This is a genomic window from Ligilactobacillus hayakitensis DSM 18933 = JCM 14209 (assembly GCF_000615845.1).
GTDB lineage: Bacteria > Bacillota > Bacilli > Lactobacillales > Lactobacillaceae > Ligilactobacillus > Ligilactobacillus hayakitensis.
The window spans coordinates 62,513-82,037 of sequence record NZ_BAML01000005.1 but is presented as its reverse complement, the minus strand read 5'-3'; the positions used below and the strand labels follow the sequence as shown (position 1 = coordinate 82,037).

The 19,525-nt window shown below is 32.2% G+C and carries 19 protein-coding genes; 3 read left to right on the top strand and 16 right to left on the bottom strand.

Features of this window, described 5'->3' with window-relative positions; all coding sequences use genetic code 11:
* Window positions 1-106 precede the first annotated feature (106 nt).
* Complete coding sequence (gene lepB / locus JCM14209_RS02660) at window positions 107-697, top strand: signal peptidase I (protein ID WP_025022079.1); 591 nt, start codon at window positions 107-109, stop codon at window positions 695-697.
* Between the two features lie 296 nt (window positions 698-993).
* Window positions 994-1,830 carry a metallophosphoesterase gene (locus JCM14209_RS02655; protein ID WP_025022078.1) on the top strand — a complete coding sequence of 279 codons (837 nt, stop codon included), beginning with the start codon at window positions 994-996 and terminating at the stop codon, window positions 1,828-1,830.
* Window positions 1,831-1,889: 59 nt separating this feature from the next.
* Here JCM14209_RS02655 and hslU read toward each other — a convergent pair whose 3' ends face one another.
* From hslU to JCM14209_RS02610, 9 genes are all read right to left on the bottom strand, one after another.
* Window positions 1,890-3,299: an ATP-dependent protease ATPase subunit HslU gene (gene hslU, locus JCM14209_RS02650; protein ID WP_025022077.1), complete on the bottom strand. Its 1,410-nt coding sequence runs from the start codon at window positions 3,297-3,299 to the stop codon at window positions 1,890-1,892.
* Between the two features lie 10 nt (window positions 3,300-3,309).
* Window positions 3,310-3,837 carry an HslVU peptidase proteolytic subunit gene (gene hslV, locus JCM14209_RS02645; RefSeq protein WP_155830657.1) on the bottom strand — a complete coding sequence of 176 codons (528 nt, stop codon included), beginning with the start codon at window positions 3,835-3,837 and terminating at the stop codon, window positions 3,310-3,312.
* Window positions 3,838-3,861: 24 nt separating this feature from the next.
* Window positions 3,862-4,761: a tyrosine recombinase XerC gene (gene xerC, locus JCM14209_RS02640; protein ID WP_025022075.1), complete on the bottom strand. Its 900-nt coding sequence runs from the start codon at window positions 4,759-4,761 to the stop codon at window positions 3,862-3,864.
* Window positions 4,762-5,040: 279 nt separating this feature from the next.
* On the bottom strand, window positions 5,041-6,354 hold the full coding sequence (trmFO, locus tag JCM14209_RS02635) for an FADH(2)-oxidizing methylenetetrahydrofolate--tRNA-(uracil(54)-C(5))-methyltransferase TrmFO (RefSeq protein ID WP_025022074.1): 1,314 nt from the start codon (window positions 6,352-6,354) through the stop codon (window positions 5,041-5,043).
* A 16-nt stretch (window positions 6,355-6,370) separates the two neighbouring features.
* Complete coding sequence (gene topA / locus JCM14209_RS02630; protein WP_025022073.1) at window positions 6,371-8,485, bottom strand: type I DNA topoisomerase; 2,115 nt, start codon at window positions 8,483-8,485, stop codon at window positions 6,371-6,373.
* Between the two features lie 398 nt (window positions 8,486-8,883).
* Window positions 8,884-9,765, bottom strand: coding sequence for a DNA-processing protein DprA (gene dprA, locus JCM14209_RS02625; RefSeq protein ID WP_025022072.1), 882 nt, complete (start codon window positions 9,763-9,765; stop codon window positions 8,884-8,886).
* A 55-nt stretch (window positions 9,766-9,820) separates the two neighbouring features.
* Window positions 9,821-10,582: a ribonuclease HII gene (rnhB, locus tag JCM14209_RS02620; RefSeq protein ID WP_025022071.1), complete on the bottom strand. Its 762-nt coding sequence runs from the start codon at window positions 10,580-10,582 to the stop codon at window positions 9,821-9,823.
* Window positions 10,583-10,595: 13 nt separating this feature from the next.
* Window positions 10,596-11,450: a ribosome biogenesis GTPase YlqF gene (gene ylqF, locus JCM14209_RS02615; protein WP_025022070.1), complete on the bottom strand. Its 855-nt coding sequence runs from the start codon at window positions 11,448-11,450 to the stop codon at window positions 10,596-10,598.
* A gap of 97 nt (window positions 11,451-11,547) precedes the next feature.
* Window positions 11,548-12,480 carry a DMT family transporter gene (locus JCM14209_RS02610; RefSeq protein ID WP_025022069.1) on the bottom strand — a complete coding sequence of 311 codons (933 nt, stop codon included), beginning with the start codon at window positions 12,478-12,480 and terminating at the stop codon, window positions 11,548-11,550.
* Window positions 12,481-12,606: 126 nt separating this feature from the next.
* Between JCM14209_RS02610 and JCM14209_RS02605 the strand changes: the two genes are divergently transcribed.
* Complete coding sequence (locus JCM14209_RS02605) at window positions 12,607-12,906, top strand: hypothetical protein (protein WP_025022068.1); 300 nt, start codon at window positions 12,607-12,609, stop codon at window positions 12,904-12,906.
* Between the two features lie 77 nt (window positions 12,907-12,983).
* Here JCM14209_RS02605 and der read toward each other — a convergent pair whose 3' ends face one another.
* From der to JCM14209_RS02575, 7 genes are all read right to left on the bottom strand, one after another.
* Window positions 12,984-14,294: a ribosome biogenesis GTPase Der gene (gene der, locus JCM14209_RS02600; protein ID WP_025022067.1), complete on the bottom strand. Its 1,311-nt coding sequence runs from the start codon at window positions 14,292-14,294 to the stop codon at window positions 12,984-12,986.
* A gap of 87 nt (window positions 14,295-14,381) precedes the next feature.
* Window positions 14,382-15,572 carry a 30S ribosomal protein S1 gene (gene rpsA / locus JCM14209_RS02595; protein ID WP_025022066.1) on the bottom strand — a complete coding sequence of 397 codons (1,191 nt, stop codon included), beginning with the start codon at window positions 15,570-15,572 and terminating at the stop codon, window positions 14,382-14,384.
* A gap of 82 nt (window positions 15,573-15,654) precedes the next feature.
* Window positions 15,655-16,320, bottom strand: a complete 666-nt coding sequence (gene cmk, locus JCM14209_RS08865) for a (d)CMP kinase (protein ID WP_035519806.1) — start codon at window positions 16,318-16,320, stop codon at window positions 15,655-15,657.
* 21 nt (window positions 16,321-16,341) lie between these two features.
* Window positions 16,342-16,953 carry a LysM peptidoglycan-binding domain-containing protein gene (locus JCM14209_RS02585; RefSeq protein WP_025022065.1) on the bottom strand — a complete coding sequence of 204 codons (612 nt, stop codon included), beginning with the start codon at window positions 16,951-16,953 and terminating at the stop codon, window positions 16,342-16,344.
* 64 nt (window positions 16,954-17,017) lie between these two features.
* The gene (locus tag JCM14209_RS08860) at window positions 17,018-18,022 is read right to left on the bottom strand and encodes a helicase-related protein (RefSeq protein WP_225349675.1); all 1,005 of its coding nucleotides are present in this window, start codon (window positions 18,020-18,022) and stop codon (window positions 17,018-17,020) included.
* The gene (locus JCM14209_RS10225) at window positions 17,992-18,456 is read right to left on the bottom strand and encodes a DEAD/DEAH box helicase (RefSeq protein WP_225349674.1); all 465 of its coding nucleotides are present in this window, start codon (window positions 18,454-18,456) and stop codon (window positions 17,992-17,994) included. The genes JCM14209_RS08860 and JCM14209_RS10225 overlap by 31 nt, the downstream gene beginning before the upstream one ends.
* Window positions 18,449-19,501, bottom strand: a complete 1,053-nt coding sequence (locus JCM14209_RS02575; protein ID WP_025022064.1) for a helix-turn-helix domain-containing protein — start codon at window positions 19,499-19,501, stop codon at window positions 18,449-18,451. Before JCM14209_RS02575 ends, JCM14209_RS10225 begins: the two co-directional genes overlap by 8 nt.
* Window positions 19,502-19,525 lie beyond the last annotated feature (24 nt).

The following is a 19,525-nucleotide window of genomic DNA, read 5'->3' as shown; positions in this document are numbered from 1 at the left end:
TATTATACAAATTATAAATCTTTTTTTAATATCATATATTTAAAGCCGTACGTATTTGAGCTATACTTAGTGTAAGTTATAATAGAATTCGAAAGGATGAATATCATTGCAAAAATTAAAAGAAATATTTAGTTGGATATGGCCAGTTTTATTAGGACTTTTAATTACACTTGTTATTAAACAGTTCTGGTTTACAATTGTACGTGTAGATGGAGTTTCTATGTATCCAAACTTACAAAATAATGAACGCATCGTTGAATTTCACCATAGTCAAATCAAGCATGATTCTGTAATTGTTTTTGATGCTTATGGTGTAGATAAACGTCCAAGTGTTCAAAAAAACACAAAATATGTTAAGCGTGTAATTGGTTTACCTGGTGATAAAATTGAATACAAGAATAACGGTAAATTATACGTAAATGGGAAATTGACATCTCAATCATACATTTCAAAGGATCAACAAGGTTCAGGAACAATAACTTTACAATTGCAACCGGCTAAAGAAGTTACTTTAGGCGATAATAAAACCTTTACAGTTCCTAAAAATAAATATTTTGTTCTTGGTGATAATCGTGAAGTTTCTAATGATAGCAGATACTACGGATTTGTCCCCAAAAATAAAATTAACGGTGTTGCCAAAGTTCCGTTTTGGAACTCAAAAGCTGATTTAATTAATTCATTTGATAAGAACCAATAATTTAATAGGCCTTTGTCAATTAATACTGATGATAATCTTATTAAAATTATTATCAGCACAGAATATTATAGAACCATTTAAATTCCTACAACTTAATTAATAAGTTGTAGGTTTTTTATTTAAGATACAAAATATTTAACGAAAAGCGGATATTATTTAAAAATGAATTACTTTCGATAATGTATATTATGTAAACTAGGTAAAATGAATTTAACCTATTGCCCCTATCTTTGGTTTTTATCTATAGTTTTGTTATTATAGTTAGTAGAATTTAAAAAATTACTTTGAGGTTTATTATGAAAATTGCTATGTCCAGTGACAATCACTTAGATGTTAATCGTGTTGATATCGAATTAATTTGTAATCAACAAGCTGAATTTTTAAATAAAAATGACATTTCATACTATTTATATGCTGGAGATTTATTCAATAATTTTTCAAGAACGCTTTCTTATTTTGAAAAATTAAGTACTAAAACAGATGCAAGAATTAAATTTATTGCGGGAAATCACGATATGCTCAACGGAATTACATTTGATGAATTACAAAACCCTAATATTTCATCTATGTATCTCCACAATAAATTTATTGATATTCAACATACAGATTGGCGAATTATCGGCAATAACGGTTGGTATGACTATTCTTTTTCAAAATTAAATAATGATCCGTTAAAAATCCAACAATGGAAAAATGCATTTTGGATTGATAATACAATAATCAAACCCCTTAATGACTTCGAATATGTAGATTTAGTTATTAAGCAATTAAAATTACAGCTTGATGCAAGTATATTTGTCAATAAAAAAGTAATTTTAATGACGCATTTTGCTCCACAATCACAAACTCTATGGAAAAAGCCTAATGATTTATCACCTAAATTTGATACGGTTTTTGAAATGGTTAATGCCTTTTTAGGAAGTCAAAGAACTGGCGATTTTATTCAAGAATATAAAAATGTTTATTATACCTTATATGGCCATGTTCGCGGCATTCATCCGCCGTTAATTTTGTCCAATAACACTTATATTAATCAAGCTATTGGCGTTAAAAAACGCAAACGCAATGAATGGCAACAAGCCGATTTTTTAGCGCAATGGATATATAAATTGAAGATAATAGATGTAAATTAAAACCCTTAAGAAATCAACGTTTTTTCACGTAATTTCTTAAGGGTTTTATCATTAAAATACTATAAAATGTATTGACTTAAATCTTTATCGTTTGCAATTGAGCCGATTTTTTCATTAACATATGCTTCTGTAATCGTAATTTCACCCATTTGCATATCTGGGCCTTCAAATAATAAATCTTCTAGTAATTTTTCTAAAATTGTGTGTAATCTACGTGCACCGATATTTTCAGTTTCGTGATTTAGCTTATACGCTACTTCAGCAACACGTCGAATAGCTTCAATTGTGAACGTTACATCAATATTATCTGTCCCAATCATTGCAATATATTGCTTTACTAAAGCATTATTTGGTTCAGTAAGAATTTTGACAAAGTCCTCTGTACTTAAATCCTCTAGTTCAACTCTAATTGGGAAACGTCCTTGCAATTCAGCAATCAAATCGCTTGGTTTACTTTCATGGAAAGCTCCAGATCCAATAAACAGAATATGGTCCGTTTTTAATAAACCATATTTAGTTGAAATCTGTGATCCTTCAACAATTGGTAAGATATCTCTTTGAACCCCTTCTCGTGAGACTTGACCACTACCTTGTTGCCCTTTAATTGCAATCTTATCAATTTCATCAATAAAGATGATTCCAGTATTTTCAGCTCGCTTTATTGCAGCATCAGCTAAATCAGCAGTATTAACAAGCTTTTCAGATTCTTCTCGAATTAAAATTTCTCTAGCTTCAGATACTGTCATTTTACGTTCAACTTTACGAGATGGCATCATCGAACTCAAAGACGATAAATCAATGCCCATTTGACCTAACATACCACTTTGATTATTAAATTGTGTTGCAGGATCATCTACATTGATTGTTACTTCATATTTTTCTAATAAACCTTGATTCAATTTTTCCATCATAGATAAACGTTCATTACGGATAGAATCAGTAACTTCCTCATTAGAATCTTGATTTCCAAAATTATTAGGCATCTTGCCAGCCTGTAAATCTCTAAACGCATTAAAAAGCATTTGATTAGGATCTTGTTCTTTTTGCTTAGCAGGTACAATAAGCTTAATAAGTTTCTTATTAGCTGCTTGTTCTGCCTTTGATCTCACTTTTTTAAATGCATCTTTTTTTTCCATTTGGTAAGCAACTTCAGCTAAATCTCTAGCCATTGATTCAACATCGCGGCCAACGTATCCAACTTCAGTAAATTTTGTTGCTTCAACTTTTACAAAAGGTGCGTTAACAATTTTTGCAAGGCGGCGGGCAATTTCAGTTTTACCGACCCCTGTTGGCCCAATCATCAAAAGATTTTTAGGAGAAATATCATCTTGTAATTCTTTTGATAATTGCATTCGACGATATCTATTTCTTAACGCAACCGCAATTGCTTTTTTTGCCTTATTTTGACCGATTACATATTGATCTAGTTCTTCGACAATTTGTCTAGGTGTTTTATTAATACTTTCCATATGTTTTCTCCTAACCTAATTCTTTTACAATAATATTATGATTTGTAAAAATATCGATATCAGCTGCAATATTCAATGCAGCCTTGGCAATTTCTCCGGCAGTCATATTTTCACTATATTTCGTTAAAGCAACTGCAGCTGCTTGAGCGTAATTTCCACCTGAACCAATTGCTAAAACGCCATCGTCTGGAGAAATTACTTCCCCAGATCCTGAAACTACCAAGAGATTTTCTTTATCAATTACAATTAACATTGCTTCTAACTTTTGTAATGCACGATCACTACGCCATTGTTGGGCTAATTCTACCGCCGCCCGTTCAAGATTGCCACCAAATTCATTTAATTTAGCTTCAAACTTTTCTTCTAAATTGATTGCATCAGCGACACCGCCAGCAAATCCAACTGCTACTTGGTCATTATAAATTGTTCTTACTTTACGCGCAGTTCCTTTCATAATAACCTTTTCTCCAAGTGTAACTTGTCCGTCACCGGCGATAGCTGTTTTTCCATTATGTTTTACAGCGCAAATTGTTGTCATTTTCATTCACTCTCCATTAAATTATTATGCTCGCGGAAAAAATTTCCGATAATCTTTTTGTAAATGCTCCGGTGTAACATGAGTATAAATTTGAGTTGTTGATAAATTACTATGGCCTAACAATTCTTGAACAGCCCTTAAATCTGCCCCATTTGCCATTAAATGTGTTGCAAATGTGTGTCGCAATTCATGGGGATGTATAGTAGTATGTAAACTACTTTTTTCAACAATCTTCTTTAAAATATACGTTACCCCAGCACTGGTAATTGGATTGCCCTTTTGATTTACAAACACATAATCATGCTGCATGTTTGCTTTTTCCATCAAAAGAGGTCTAGATTCTGTTAAGTATCGCTTTAAAGCATTTTGGCAATAACTCCCGAATGGTACAATTCTTTCCTTATTTCCTTTACCAAGTAAGCGTACTTTTTTATTTTTTAAATCTATATCTGAAATTTTTAGATTGGTACACTCGCTAACCCGCATTCCTGTACTATATAAAGCTTCTAATAGGCAGTTATTTCTAATAGAAATTTTATCTTCGCCAGCAGTTGCTTCAAATAACGCATCCATTTCTTTTTCATAAAAAAATCTTGGTAATGAACGTGGCGATTGCTTTAATTGTACATACGCAAATACATTCTGTTCTACTAATCCTTCTTTGATTAAAAAATTATAGAATGTTCTCAAGCTAGAAATCATTCTTGAAACAGAAGATGCTTCGTAAGCTTGATCATAAAGATAACTCATATATGCATGAACATCTTGTTGATTTATTTCACCAAAAGAATTCGCGCCTCCGCTATCCTCTAGAAACATACAAAATTTTTTTAAGTCTTCTGTATATGCTTTTATCGTTTCATCAGAATATTGGCGTTCAAATTTTAGATACTTTTGGAAGCGATTAATCCACTCCTTTTCCAAAACTATCACCACCCTACATTTTTTATTTTGCAAGAAACGTCAAAATTAGTCAAGTTTTAACGCTATTTGTTTAATAAAACTTAAAATAATCAATTATCCATTAAAAAATGGTTTACCCAAACTCAAGTTAATCAGGAATTAAACAATAATTTAAGCAAAAAAATAACGGCTAAGCAGCTTGTTCTCCAATCTACTTAACCATTATCTTTTGAATACATTTAATTAGGTTTCATCATCAGTATATTAATCGACGAAGAGCCAAATATTTAAAAACTTGTATTAGTTAGAAAAATTTTCGTTTTTGAATTCTTCCATTATTTCTAGTGCACGATGAGATAATGCTTCGTTTCTTTCTTGTTTGTTACGGATTTTTTGTTCTAATTTTGGAACAATTCCCCAGTTTGCATTAATTGGTTGGAAATCCTTAGCAGACGCATGAGTAATATAATTTGCCATTGCTCCCATCATTGTTTTCTTAGGGAATACAACTGGTTCTAATCCTTTAGCCAAACGAGCTGCATTTAACCCAGCATATAATCCACTAGCTGCACTTTCTACATATCCTTCAACTCCTGTCATTTGACCAGCAAAGAATAAGTCAGAACGCTTTTGTGTTTGATATGTTGGTTGCATTACTTCAGGTGAACGTAAGAAAGTATTTCTATGCATAACACCATAACGAACAAATGTTGCATTTTCTAATCCAGGAATCATCGAAAATACACGTTTTTGTTCACCCCATTTTAAATGAGTTTGGAATCCAACAATGTTATAAAGGTTTCCGGCAGCATTATCTTGACGTAATTGAACAACTGCATATGGTTCTTTACCTGTACGAGGATCTTCAAGCCCAACCGGTTTTAATGGGCCGTATAACATTGTCTTTTCACCACGAGAAGCAATTTCTTCAATTGGCATACATCCTTCAAAGAATTTATCATCTTCAAAATCATGTAATTCAGCAGTTTCTGCTGAAATTAATTCTTTATAGAAATTCATAAATTCTTCTTTGTTCATTGGCGCATTTAAATATGCAGCTTCACCTTTATCATAACGAGACTTCAAATAAACTTTATCCATATCTAAAGATGATTTTTCAAGAATTGGAGCAGCTGCGTCAAAGAAGTATAACCCATCATTTCCAGTAAAATCTGTAATTGACTTAGCTAAGTTATCAGCAGTTAAAGGACCTGTTGCAACAACTGTAATCCCTTCAGGTAATTCATTTACTTCTTCTTTAACGATTTCAATATTGGGGTGATTTTCAAGTTCTTTTGTTATTGCTGCAGAAAAAGTATCTCTATCAACAGCCAAAGCCCCACCTGCAGGAACAGAGTGAGCGTCAGCAGCGCGCATAATAATTGAATCAAACTTTCTCATTTCTGCTTTTAATAATCCAGCAGCATTAGTTAATCTATCTGCACGCAATGAATTAGTACATACTAATTCCGCAAAATTTTTTGTATGGTGAGCTGGTGTTTGTTTTGCTGGTCGCATTTCATATAGCTTCACCTTAACACCTTGATTAGCAATTTGAAATGCAGCTTCACTCCCAGCTAAACCTGCACCAATAACATTTACATATTTTTCCATCTAAAATCTCCTAAATTTATTTTTGAATTGCTTCTGTATAATCGCAATTGCTACATTTTACCTGTAAACCTTTCTTGGTTTTCTTTTCAATTAAGAAATGCTTACATTTTGGACAATCACGTCCTACTGGCTTATCCCAAGATACAAATTCGCAATCCGGATAGCGTGAGCACCCATAAAATGTTCGATTACGTTTTGATTTACGTTCAATAATTTGACCTTGTTTACAATCTGGACAAGTAACTCCAATTTCTTTGACAATTGCCTTTGTATTTCGGCAATCAGGGAAACGACTACATGCATAGAATTTACCGTAACGACCAAGCTTAATTACCATTGGTGCCCCACAGACTTCACAGTCAATTCCTGCCGGTTCGTCCTTAATTTTCACTTTATCTAATTTGACTTCAGCGTTTTGAACTTCTTTTGAAAATGGTTGATAAAATTCGTCGATTACTCGAATCCATTGTTCTTTTCCATCTTCAATACTGTCAAGTTGATCTTCTAGTTGTGCAGTAAAGTCAACGTTCAAGATATCAGGGAAACATTCTTCAATCATTGTATTAACAATTTCCCCTAATTCTGTTGGTTCAAATTTACGTGCTGCTAATTTTACATAGTAACGTTTTTGAATAGTATTCAACGTTGGCGCATAAGTTGAAGGGCGACCAACTCCATTTTCTTCTAACGTTCTAATTAACGTTGCTTCAGTATAGCGTGCTGGAGGCAGTGTAAAGTGTTGATTTGGTTGATTTTTCACCATATCAACTTGATCTCCAACTTCTAAATCTGGAAGAATATTGTCTTTATTTGTAGTTTCTTTATAGATAGCAGTAAAACCTGGGAATTTTAGCTTAGACCCACGCGCACGATATTCAATACCATTTTGAGTCAAACTAACCCGCATAGTATCATAAACCGCTGGTGTCATTTGACTAGCAACGAATCTTGACCAAATTAATGTATACAATTTTAATTGATCTTTGTCGAGATACTTAGCCATTTTTTCCGGTGTACGTTCAACTGAAGAAGGTCTAATAGCTTCGTGAGCATCTTGTGCATTTTCAGAAAGTTTTCCTTGTCTTGGCTTACTTGCCGCATATTCTGCACCATAATTTTCATGTAAAAATAGTGCCGCTTCATGTTTTGCAACATTAGAAATACGTGTTGAATCAGTACGCATATAAGTAATCAAACCGACTGATCCACTTCTACCAATATTAATTCCTTCATACAATTGTTGCGCAACCATCATAGTTTTTTGTGTTCTAAATTTCAAACTATTGTTAGCTACCTGTTGCATTGTTGATGTTGTAAAAGGTAACGGAGCAGTTCTTTTACGTTCTTTTCTTGCAACGTCAGTTACATCAAATTTTTTCTTTGAATCGATTTTACTAAGAACTTCTTGCACAGCCTTTTCATTTGGAAGATCTTTTTTCTTTCCATCCACTCCCCAAAAATCGGCATCAAATTTACTTCTTCCCTTTTTGAATTGGGAATCAATCGTCCAATACTCTTCAGGTTCGAAATTTCTGATTTCCTTTTCACGTTGAATAATAAGGTTCAACGCGATTGATTGCACACGTCCAGCAGAAAGACCTTTTTTTATTTTTGCCCATAAAAGTGGTGAAATTGAATAACCAACTAATCTATCAAGTACCCGTCGTGCTTGTTGTGCATCGACAAGATTCATATCAATTTCACGTGGATTTTTAAAAGCATTCTTAACTGCGTCTTTTGTAATTTCGTTAAATACAACTCGGTTCTTTCCTTTTGGATCTAACCCTAATAAGTAAGAGAGATGCCAAGCAATTGCCTCACCTTCTCTATCCGGATCGGCTGCAAGATATACATGACTAGCTTTTTTGGCTTCTTTTTTCAATTCTTTAATTACTGGGCCTTTTCCACGAATCGAAATGTAGTGTGGCTCATAATTATTTTCAACGTCAATTCCCATCGAACTTCTAGGCAAATCTCTGATATGACCTAAACTTGCCATAACCTTATAGGTCGATCCTAGATATTTTTCAATTGTTTTTGCCTTCGAGGGTGATTCTACAATTACTAATTTTTTTCGACGTTTGGTAGTCTTCTTAACTGTAGTTTTTTTCTTTGTTTGAGTAGTAGGCACATACCCCAACTCCTTTATTAAACAGAATTTCATTAAATATGTTTTAGAGTAACATTAAAACAACTTTATTATCAAGTTATTCTAATTGTTAACCAGTTTCTTCATTATAATATCATAAAACCAGTGTTGTTACTATTTTTAATTCTTAAATTTTTTTCTATTTATTTCATTTGATAACTAAATTCTTTCCGTACAGACGTTTTATTATTTCCCATAATCTTTAATTATAATTCGCAATATGACCTTATTTTTCCTAAAATAAAAGAAATACTATAGTTTTATAGTAAAATAATATCCGACCATATAACTAGTGCTTTATTTGGATCTATATTAAAAAACTTCACTACAAATGAGAAAATATCTACATCTATAGCGAAGTTTAAAGCATTACATAATAATTATTTTATTTTTATTAGGGATGCACTTATGTATTCTTCTAATATGTCACTAGCATCCACAATTGCCTTAGCTCCAGCTTGAATCAATTCGTTACATCCATCTGATAACGGTGAATCGATATTTCCTGGAACAGCATAAACATCGCGATTATATTGAAGCGCCAAATTAGCAGTGATTAAACTTCCACTCTTTTTCTTTGCTTCTACAACTAAAGTCGCGTTAGAAATCCCTGCAATAATTCGATTCCTATGTGGAAAATGAAATGCTAATGGTTTTTGATCTAAGCAATATTCTGAAATCAATAATCCGTCATGTGCGACTTGTTCTTGAAGCAATGTATTTTTCTTAGGATATGCTATATTTAAACCGGTTCCGATAATTCCAATGGTTTTTCCTTGAAGTTCAAGCGCTGTTTCATGAACAATATGATCCACTCCATGAGCCAAGCCGCTAACGGTAACAATTTCAGCAGTACAAATTGCGGGTAATAACTTGTCGATTACTTTTTTAGAATAAATTGTATTATTTCTTGCTCCAACAACTGCTAGACTGGGATTTTGAATTAATGAATAGTCACCTAAATAAAAAAATACTGCCGGACCATCAGAAATTTCTTTTAATAACGCTGGATAATCATCATCTAAAATTGTTTTAATCTTACTATATTTTTTATTACGCTCAATTTCATCTGTTAGTTCATCTTTCAAAAAATATTCTATATAATCATCAAAACTAACTTTTTTCAATGATAGTAATTCTTCTAGTTCACCTAATTTTGGAAAGCGCTGGCATTTCATTAAAAAGTCAGCAATATTTCGACTATTTCCTCCAATTTTTTGACAACAAATATGTGTTCTTATTAAGAAATCTCTTAATTCCATAAAAAAACCTCTCTTTACAATATTCTAAATAATAAAATACGTAAAATAAGTTTTTTTAAATTAATTTTCGCACTGGCTCAAAAGTCTTACGATGAATCGGAGTAAGACCTTTTTCTTCTAATCCCGTCAAATGCTTCTTTGTCCCGTATCCTGCATTACTTTTAAAATCATATCCTGGATATATTTTATCGTAAAATTCCATTAAATGATCCCGAACAACTTTTGCAACAATGCTTGCGGCTGAAACTGAAGCACTCTTTGCATCACCTTTGATTAATTTTAATTGTTGAATCGGAACATCAATATCCATTGCATCAACAATGATTCTTTGAGGCGTTACATTTAAATTTAAAATTGCATTTTTCATTGCAACGCGGGATGCTTGATAAATATTTACTTCATCTATTTGATGATTGTCAGTAATCCCAATACCTACTGATACAGCTTTTTCTAATATTTTTCGATATAATCTTTCTCTTGTTTTTTCTGATAATTGTTTAGAATCATTGACTTCATATAAATCAAAATCATGTGGTAAAACAACCGCTGCACTAACAACGGGTCCGGCCAGTGGTCCTCTTCCCACCTCATCGACACCTGCGACATATTCAATTCCATTTTGCCAATAGTCATTTTCTATTTCTAGTCTTTTTTTGAAATCTGATTTTTGTTGTTCTATTTTCGCCAAACGTTTCTCATAAGAAGTAATAGCTATTTGAACGCCCTTACGCGTATCTTTTTTTAGTTCTTCTAATTGTTTGCTGGTAACACCATTTTTCAAAAGCGTCTTTACATCTGCAATTGTTAACTTTTCCAAAATTCATCACCTATTAAACTTCAGTTGGATCTTTAGGAACATCATCTAATGTGTAACGACCTAATTTACTCTTACGAATTTCAAAAATTAAGCGCTCACTAGCGCGATCATAATCATCTTTGAAGCCCATATTCTTAGTAATTGAAAGTAATACTTCTACCGACGTATCATCAACTTGCTCTTCTGAAAGGCGATAACGTTCTTTTAAAGCTTCTTTGTTATGATGAACAAAATGTTCAATCGCGTACAAAGCAACATCATCTTTATTGTAAAGAGTATCTTTAATTGCCCCAGTTAACGCTAATTTCTTTCCCACTAATGGATCTTCAAATTTAGGCCATAGAATACCAGGTGTATCTAATAATTGCAATTCTTTTCCTGCCTTTAACCACTGTTGTGATTTAGTAACCCCTGGTTTATTTCCTGTTTGAGCAACGTTTTTCTTAACTAAACGATTTAATAGTGTTGATTTCCCAACATTAGGAATTCCGATACACATTGCTCTCATCTTAGTATTTAGAATACCTTTTTGCTTACGGGCTTCGAGTTTATCTTGCAAAACTTCTTTAATTTTCTTTTCAATGATTTTTAAATTCCCAGCATTACTATTTACTGCAACAGCTGGTTGACCCATACTTTCATAGTATTCAATCCATTCTTTAGTTGCTTTGGGATCTGCTAAATCCATTTTTGTTAGTACAATAATGCTTAATTTATCTTGTAATAATTCTTCTAATTGTGGGTTACGTGATGATTCTGGTAGTCTAGCATCAACTAATTCTAAAACCACATCAACAGCCTTTAAATTTTCTTTAACCTGTCTTAAAGCTTTAGCCATATGACCTGGAAACCATTGAATAATTGCCATTTGTTATTCTCCTTATTTAATAAATATATCTTTAATTATAACATGATTTTGAACAAATAAAAAAAGCATAACCAAGATAGTTATGCTTAATATTAGATTATTTATCTATCTTAACTTGTTCAACTTTTTCGGCGTTTGTTCTTCCTCTTTGTAAGACGTAAATTGCAATAATTACTAAGATAATACCTAAAATTTCAATAAATTCTAATTTTAGGCCCAAGAAAACAACACTCAAAATAGCTGTCACAACAGGTTGTAATGCATCCATAATACTAATAACATCAGATGGAGCATATCTAGAACTATAAAGGAGCAATCCGAACGGAATAATTGTCCCTAAAACGATTACTGTCGCAATCGAAGCAACCAATGTTCCCGTAATTTTAGGAGTACCAACCCATACAGGATTATTTAAATTAAATAAAATTCCTGAAATAAAGGTTCCCCATCCTAAAATTACCATTGGTGGATAATCATTTGCAATTGGCTTTGGTAAAACAACATAAAAAGCAGCCGTAATCCCAGATCCAATTCCCCATAATAACGATTCCATTGGAATAGATAATTGAGTAAAATCACCTTTTGTAATAGATAAAAATACACCTAACATCGCAACGATAAACGCAATCATATCTGAAGATAAAGGCTTTTGCTTCTTGATAAAAATTCCGCCCAAAACAATAAACAATGGACTTAAATATTGTAAAACTGTTGCTGCAGATGCATTTCCTGTTTGAATAGCCATATAAAATGTAAGTAAATTAGCCATTAAACCGAAGACTGCATATAAAAGTAAATGCATAGTATCTTTTACTGACTTAAAAATATCAAATGTTTTCTTTCCATATAAAATCAAACTTATAATTAATAAAATTGTTCCTGCAATAATCGTACGCGTTGATAGGTACCAAGGTGCTGGAATGTTTTGATTTTGAGAAATAAATTGAACTGTTGTTCCTGAAATTCCCCAAACTGTTGACGCTATAGCAGCTAAAATTATACCTGTCATCACTTTTGATGATGATTTCATAAAAAAACCTCCATATCTTATAACTCATTAATTATAATATTTTTTTAGTAATTTTTCTACTTTTAATTACAAATTTCATATTCCCCGGTATATAATAATAGATGAAAAACGCTGAAGGAGGGTCATATGAATATTGAATTTGTAACACTAAAAAGCAATGTTAGTTTAATTTTTGAACAAACAAGCAAATCTGATAATGAAGTATTTGGCAATGCAATTTACTTATATGCAAGACAAAAAAATAATTCAGATATTTGGGAATATCCTAACTATCTCGGAAAAAATTTGCCGTTATTTAGACTAGAAAATATTTCTATTCGTCGCGAAGCCAATCCCTTAGAGAAAAATATGTTTAAACGGATTTCATCTGGTAAAGAAATTACGACTAAGCAAAAAGAAATGTTAAGAAAAAAATTTAAAAAATAAAAAGAAAATGACTTGATAACCTTTGCATAATAACATAGTTATCAAGTCATTTTCTGATTTTACCGTAAAATTCTTAATTACTTACGTTTACGTTCAATCAAATGAATTGGTGTTCCTTCAAAATCAAAAGCATCTCTAATTTGATTTTCCAAGAAACGTTCATAAGAAAAGTGCATTAATTCAGGATCGTTAACGAACACAACAAATGTTGGCGGCTTTACCGCTACCTGAGTAGCATAGTAAACACGTAAACGTTTACCATTAACTGTTGGTGTTGGATTATGAGCAATTGCATCCATCACAACATCATTTAAGACAGCGGATGAGATTCGTTGTTCATGATTCTTATTAACTTTTTGAATTAATTCTGGTAATCTATCTAAACGTTGTTTTGTTTTAGCTGAAACAAACACAATTGGGGCGTAACTTAAATATTGGAATTCTTGACGAATTTTAGCCTCAAAATCTGCCATCGTCTTATTATCTTTTTTCAAAGTATCCCATTTATTAACAACAATAATAATTGCTCTACCTGCTTCGTGGGCATATCCTGCAACGTGCTTGTCTTGTTCACGAATACCTTCTTCAGCATTTAAAACAACACAAACTACATCTGAGCGATCAATCGCACGCATTGCGCGTAATACGGAATATTTTTCAGTGTTTTCGTAAACTTTACCTCGCTTACGAATACCTGCAGTATCAATCATCGTAAATTCTGATCCATCTTCTATTTCAAACTTAGTATCAATGGCGTCTCGTGTAGTCCCTTCAATATTTGATACAATTACACGATTTTCACCAAGAATAGCATTAACTAATGATGATTTACCTACATTAGGTCTACCGATAAAACTAAATTTAATCGAGTCATCAATATCTTCACTATCGTCATTTGGGAAAGTATCAACTACTTTATCAAGTAAATCCCCAGTCCCAATACCGTGGGTTCCGGCAATTGGAATAGGATCTCCGAATCCTAATGAGTAAAAGTCGTATACATCAGCCCGTAATTCTGGATTATCTACTTTATTTACGGCTAATAACACTGGTTTATCAGTTTGATACAAGATTCTAGCTACTTTTTCATCAGCATCTGTTACACCTTCTTTTACACTTACCACGAAGATAATAGCATCCGCTTCATCGATAGCAATTTGAGCTTGTTCTGTAATTTGAGTTAAAAATGGTTCGTCACCAATATCAATCCCACCTGTATCGATAAGATTAAATTTTCGGCCTAACCATTCAGTTTGTGCGTAAATTCTATCACGCGTTACACCAGGAGTATCTTCAACAATTGAAATTCTTTCCCCGGCAATTCGATTAAAGATTGTTGATTTTCCAACATTTGGACGCCCAACAATCGCAACTACTGGAGTTGGCATAATCATATCTCCTCTCTTTACTTAAAAAATAATACATAAAAACAAAGGGCAGGAAGATTACTCTTCCCACCCAAATAAAAACTAATATTAGTCTTCTAATTGGTTACCAACTAAATCGCCTAAAGTGAATCCATTTTCTTCTTCTGGAATTTCAACTTTTTCTTCTTGCTTAACAGGAGCTTCTTGTTTTTCTTCTGCTGGCTTTTCTTCTAAAGCTTTAATTGATAATGCTAAACGGTGGTTAGCAGGTTCTAAGTTTAATACTTTAACCTTAACTTCTTCACCTGACTTAAGTACATCAGCTGGTGTAGCAATGTGCTTGTGTGAAATTTGTGAAATGTGAACTAAACCTTCAACACCTGGGAATACTTCTACGAAAGCACCAAAGTCTGTAAGACGCTTAACAGTACCTTCTAAAACATCACCTTCAGCAACCTTTGTTGCTACCTCTTCCCAAGGTTCTGGTAAAGTTTGCTTAATTGATAATGAAATACGGCCTTTTTCTTCATCTACTGATAAAACTTTTGCCTTAACTTCTTCACCAACTTTTAATGCGTCTGCTGGGCGGTTTACACGGCTGTATGAAATTTCAGAAACGTGTACTAAACCATCTACGCCACCTAAGTCAATAAATGCACCAAAGTTAGTTAAACGTGCAACTTTACCTTCGATTACTTCACCTTCAGCTAAATTACTCATAACTTCTTTACGCTTTGCATCACGTTCTTCTTGAACTAATTCACGACGTGATAAAATTAAACGATTTTCTGAAGGTTCAACTTCAACAATCTTAAATTCTAATTCTTGACCCTTAAATTGGTTCAAATCTTGTACAAAACGATCTGAAACCATTGATGCTGGAACAAATCCACGCACGCCTGCGTCTACAACTAAACCACCACGTACGATTTGTGTTACAGGAGCCTTAATTGTTTCACCTGCTTCAAATTTAGCTTCTACATCGTCCCAAACTTTACGTGCTTCTAAACGACGTTGTGATAATAAGTAGCTTCCGCCTTCCTTATCTGATCCGATACGTGCAATAACAACTAAATCTAACACGTCACCAGATTTGTAAGTATCTTGTACATCTTCTGCTTTAGCGCTTAATTCACGAACAGGAACTACCCCTTCGACACCAGCATTTTCGATACCTACAATAACTTGACGAGAATCATCAATTGCTAATACTTCACCCTTAACAACGTCACCTACTTTAACTTCTTGAACGCTGTTTAAAGCTTCTAATAAATCTTTGTTTGCTTCTGTTTCACTCATGGAAATGTCCTCCTAAACGACTAACTCTATTGTTATTTTAACTTAAAAATTATTTAAATACCAGTAAAAGTTCTTTATTTAATTATTTTTTTGCAATTTTCATAATTTGATTTACAACCTCTTCAATTGTTAAAGAAGTAGTATCTAACTCAATTGCATCAGCTGCTTTAGTTAAAGGTGAAATTTCACGATGTGAATCTTTATAGTCACGAAGTTTAATTTCTTCTTCTAGAACTTCTAGTGGTGTATTAATGCCTTTTTCTTGATTTTCCTTGAAGCGTCTAACAGCTCTTTGGTGAACGCTAGCAATCAAGAAAATTTTCACCTGCGCATTTGGCAAGACGGTTGTTCCGATGTCGCGTCCATCCATTACAATACCGCCTTGTGCAGCAATTTCTTGCTGACGATTTGTTAAACTTTCTCTGACACTTGGCTGTGCAGCTACTGCAGAAACATTATTAGTAATTTCTGGTTGTCTAATCGCTTGTGTCACTTCTTCATCATTAACAAAAACTTTTTGTTCATTTTCGCCAGGTAAAAACGTAATCTGAATTTCTTTCATTAATTCAGATAATTTTTGATTGTCATCGAAAGGAATTCCTTTTTTTCGTGCAGCAAACGTTACCGCACGATACATCGCTCCAGTATCACAATAAATATAACCTAGCTTTGTTGCAACTAATTTTGCAACAGTACTTTTCCCTGCAGATGCAGGTCCATCAATCGCTATTTGCAATTTTTCATTCATTCGTATTACACCGCCACTGTTTTATTTAATTCTAATTTGTTGTCCTGGTGAAAGAGTCGATCCCATACCTGGATTTAACTCTAAAAGTTGTTGTACAGTCAACCCATTGTTAACTGCAATTCTGTATAACCCTTGACCAGCATTAACAGTTGTATATTGAGAATTAGCACTTCTTTGTGTGCCAGATGTTGTTGTTTGTTGAGATGCTATTTCTGAACCTGAATCTTGATTTGTATTTTTTTCTCTTATTGATTCAGATTGACTGCCATTAGCATTTTTTGAAGTTGTTTCTTTCTTTGAAGATTTTTTACTTTTTTTTGATTGTTCGTCTGAACTATCCTTGTTCGCCTCTGATTTTTTTTTATCAGCGGCCTCTTTGCTCTCAGAAGAAGTTGTCACCACTGTTGAATCTTCAATTGCTCCTTGGTTTGACTGAGATTTTTGTGAAACAAAATAAAGACTAATTGTTCCAATGATAATTACCAGGAAAATTAACAATAACGAGGTAGTTAAAACTGTATTATTTTTGGCATTTCGTCTAGTAACCGTTCGTGAGTAATTACCGTTTTCGTCACGATCTTCTTCAAATGTTTTTTCCCATAATTTTTCATTTTCATCATTTCTATTACTCATATACCTTTCCTCCTTGAATAATTCTTATATATTCTATCATATTTCAAAAACAAATATTAGGAATTCAAAAAATTTTATTGATTATTTTTAGATAATTTATATCACTTTCAACTTCTTCTTTCTTGTCATTGCTCTTAAGATTTAATTTTTCAAGCGGGATTTCTTCAGTATTTTGGATGCAGCATTTTTCGTTATGAAAATTACTTGGAATTAACTCATCAAAATATTCCAATAAAAATTCTCTTTTACATGAATTCGTTTCAATGTAAGCTTTCATCTTTTGAATTTGTATTATTTTTGATTTTTTTCTTTTTTCAAAAAATTCTGACATAGCTAACGTATCTTTAAAATTTTTCTTCATCTTACCAATCAGTTCATAAATAGGAAAATCTACATTTTTTATCTTTTGTTCATTTTGAAAATAAAAATTTATTTCGTTTGGTTGGGGAATCGTGTTATCTAAAATTCTTCGTTGTAACATTTCATCTCCATTGGCATATAAAAGTATCGCTAAACTTTGCTTTCCGTCTCTGCCTGCCCTACCTATTTCTTGGACATAAGATTCAATATCGGATGGCATATGATAATGAATTACATATCTGATATTTTTTTTATTTATGCCCATTCCAAAAGCACTAGTAGCACAAATTACGTCTATCTGATTATTGATATACTGTTGTTGTATAATATATCTTTCTGATTTATCCATATCTGCATGATATGCCGCAACTTGCAAACTCGTCTTTGTTTTTATTTTTTCTAAAATTGTATTTGCTTTCTTTTTGCTAGAAAAATATACTATTCCGGGAGCTTTAACTTCATCAAGTAATTTAATTAACATGTCTTCTTTTTCTGTCTCGTTATCAACTTTCTTTACTGATAAAAATATATTTTTTCTATTTACCGACCTTTGAACGATTTTAACATTTCCTGAAATTCTCAAACTTTTAGCAATTTCATCTAGGGTCTGATTTGTTGCCGTTGCAGTTAAAGCTAATGTTGTCGGATTATTTAATTTTTCTTTAATTTTGCCTAAATCTAAATAATCAGGTCTAAAATCGGGCCCCATGTTGAAATGCAATGTGCTTCATCAACAACAAAAAGAGCAATTCGAATTTTTTGCAATATTGAAAAAAAATATTCATTTTTTAACATTTCCGGTGATACAAAAATATACTTATATTTCTGTATGTTTTGATACACAAAACTTTTTTCTTGCGCTGGTAGTGTGGAATTAATTGCCACCACTCTTGTTTCTCCTTGATATTTTAATTGCTCTACTTGATCTTGCATAAGCGATAATAAGGGGGAAATTATTATGACACTCCCCTCTAGTAATGCACCGGGCATTTGGTAACATAAAGACTTTCCCGTTCCAGTGGGTAATACAGCAATCGTATTGATTTTATTCAATATTGATTGAACGACTTCTTGTTGCCCTGACTTAAAATTTTCAAAGCCAAATAGTTCCTTTAATTTAGTTTTCAATTCTATATCATTCATTATTTTTAAAACTCCATATTTGATAAATGCGAAATTTATAGAAAGGAAAATCCGAAATTTTTTCCTTTAATTGAGCATAACTAACTTTGCTAACATCAACATCCAAGAAAATTGCTTGTAGCCATTTAATTTCATCAGAAGAAATAACTATATTAAAATCAAACTTTTCATCTAAACAGGCTAATAATACCGTGTGCTCTTCGACGGTGCTTCTTTTTAATTTTCTTAACTTGCATATTTCATCAATTTTTTTCCCAGATTTTAAATAATTTAAAGTTTCGAGCGCACTTTCCGGTATAATTTGATTACTTAAAGTCACGTTAATTAATTTTGCAAAATCCGTGTTAGAATTTAGCAATTCCTCCGCTAAATTTAATAAAATATCTCTTCTAACTAAATAAATATCTTGATCTGTAACATTAAACTTAGATTTAATTTGACTATTTGTAAAACCATAAAAATCATTTCCTACAAAACCCGCCATAAAAATGCTCGCTTCTTTTTCAGGATATTTTTCCAAAAAATCAATAAGGAATTTTTTTAGAAACTCGACCGCTTTTTTTGAATAAAACTTCTTTATCCAATATTTTATATAATATTGAGCTTCTAAATTATCCGACACCACATAATATTTTTTATTTTGATATTTTAATTCTGATAATATTTGAAATAATAAAAGCATTAAATCATTCAATAAATTAACTCGATACTTAATGAATAATCCAGGTTTTCTTAATTTATAATGTTTTTTAGAATAACTCTTTACCTTCTTTTCACCCAAATCAGTTAATACTAATCCCTGTTTTTTATCGCCTTCTAAGATACCTTCTTGGATAAATTTTTCAATCTGAAAATCAAACCATTTTTCATCCATCGTTAAAAATACTCCACGGTAATCTAAGATTTGATATTTCAATCCCCAATATATATTCGAACTAGTTAACTTATTTTTTAAAATGTACTTAATTACAGCAGGACGCCTAGATTCTTCTTTTTTAAAAAAATTCAATAATAAATCTGGTATCATACACTCTCTTCTTTCCATAAATTTTGGCCTTTTTCATTATAT

What these genes read in the sequence shown, in the direction of transcription:
- JCM14209_RS02655 (WP_025022078.1), top strand. Translation starts at nt 994, where the DNA reads ATGAAAATTGCTATGTCCAGTGACAATCACTTAGATGTTAATCGTGTT.
- hslU (WP_025022077.1), bottom strand. Translation starts at nt 3,299, where the DNA reads ATGGAAAGTATTAATAAAACACCTAGACAAATTGTCGAAGAACTAGAT.
- hslV (WP_155830657.1), bottom strand. Translation starts at nt 3,837, where the DNA reads ATGACAACAATTTGCGCTGTAAAACATAATGGAAAAACAGCTATCGCC.
- trmFO (WP_025022074.1), bottom strand. Translation starts at nt 6,354, where the DNA reads ATGGAAAAATATGTAAATGTTATTGGTGCAGGTTTAGCTGGGAGTGAA.
- dprA (WP_025022072.1), bottom strand. Translation starts at nt 9,765, where the DNA reads ATGGAATTAAGAGATTTCTTAATAAGAACACATATTTGTTGTCAAAAA.
- ylqF (WP_025022070.1), bottom strand. Translation starts at nt 11,450, where the DNA reads ATGGCAATTATTCAATGGTTTCCAGGTCATATGGCTAAAGCTTTAAGA.
- JCM14209_RS02610 (WP_025022069.1), bottom strand. Translation starts at nt 12,480, where the DNA reads ATGAAATCATCATCAAAAGTGATGACAGGTATAATTTTAGCTGCTATA.
- JCM14209_RS02605 (WP_025022068.1), top strand. Translation starts at nt 12,607, where the DNA reads ATGAATATTGAATTTGTAACACTAAAAAGCAATGTTAGTTTAATTTTT.
- der (WP_025022067.1), bottom strand. Translation starts at nt 14,294, where the DNA reads ATGCCAACTCCAGTAGTTGCGATTGTTGGGCGTCCAAATGTTGGAAAA.
- rpsA (WP_025022066.1), bottom strand. Translation starts at nt 15,572, where the DNA reads ATGAGTGAAACAGAAGCAAACAAAGATTTATTAGAAGCTTTAAACAGC.
- cmk (WP_035519806.1), bottom strand. Translation starts at nt 16,320, where the DNA reads ATGAATGAAAAATTGCAAATAGCGATTGATGGACCTGCATCTGCAGGG.
- JCM14209_RS02585 (WP_025022065.1), bottom strand. Translation starts at nt 16,953, where the DNA reads ATGAGTAATAGAAATGATGAAAATGAAAAATTATGGGAAAAAACATTT.
- JCM14209_RS08860 (WP_225349675.1), bottom strand. Translation starts at nt 18,022, where the DNA reads ATGGGGCCCGATTTTAGACCTGATTATTTAGATTTAGGCAAAATTAAA.
- JCM14209_RS10225 (WP_225349674.1), bottom strand. Translation starts at nt 18,456, where the DNA reads ATGAATGATATAGAATTGAAAACTAAATTAAAGGAACTATTTGGCTTT.
- JCM14209_RS02575 (WP_025022064.1), bottom strand. Translation starts at nt 19,501, where the DNA reads ATGGAAAGAAGAGAGTGTATGATACCAGATTTATTATTGAATTTTTTT.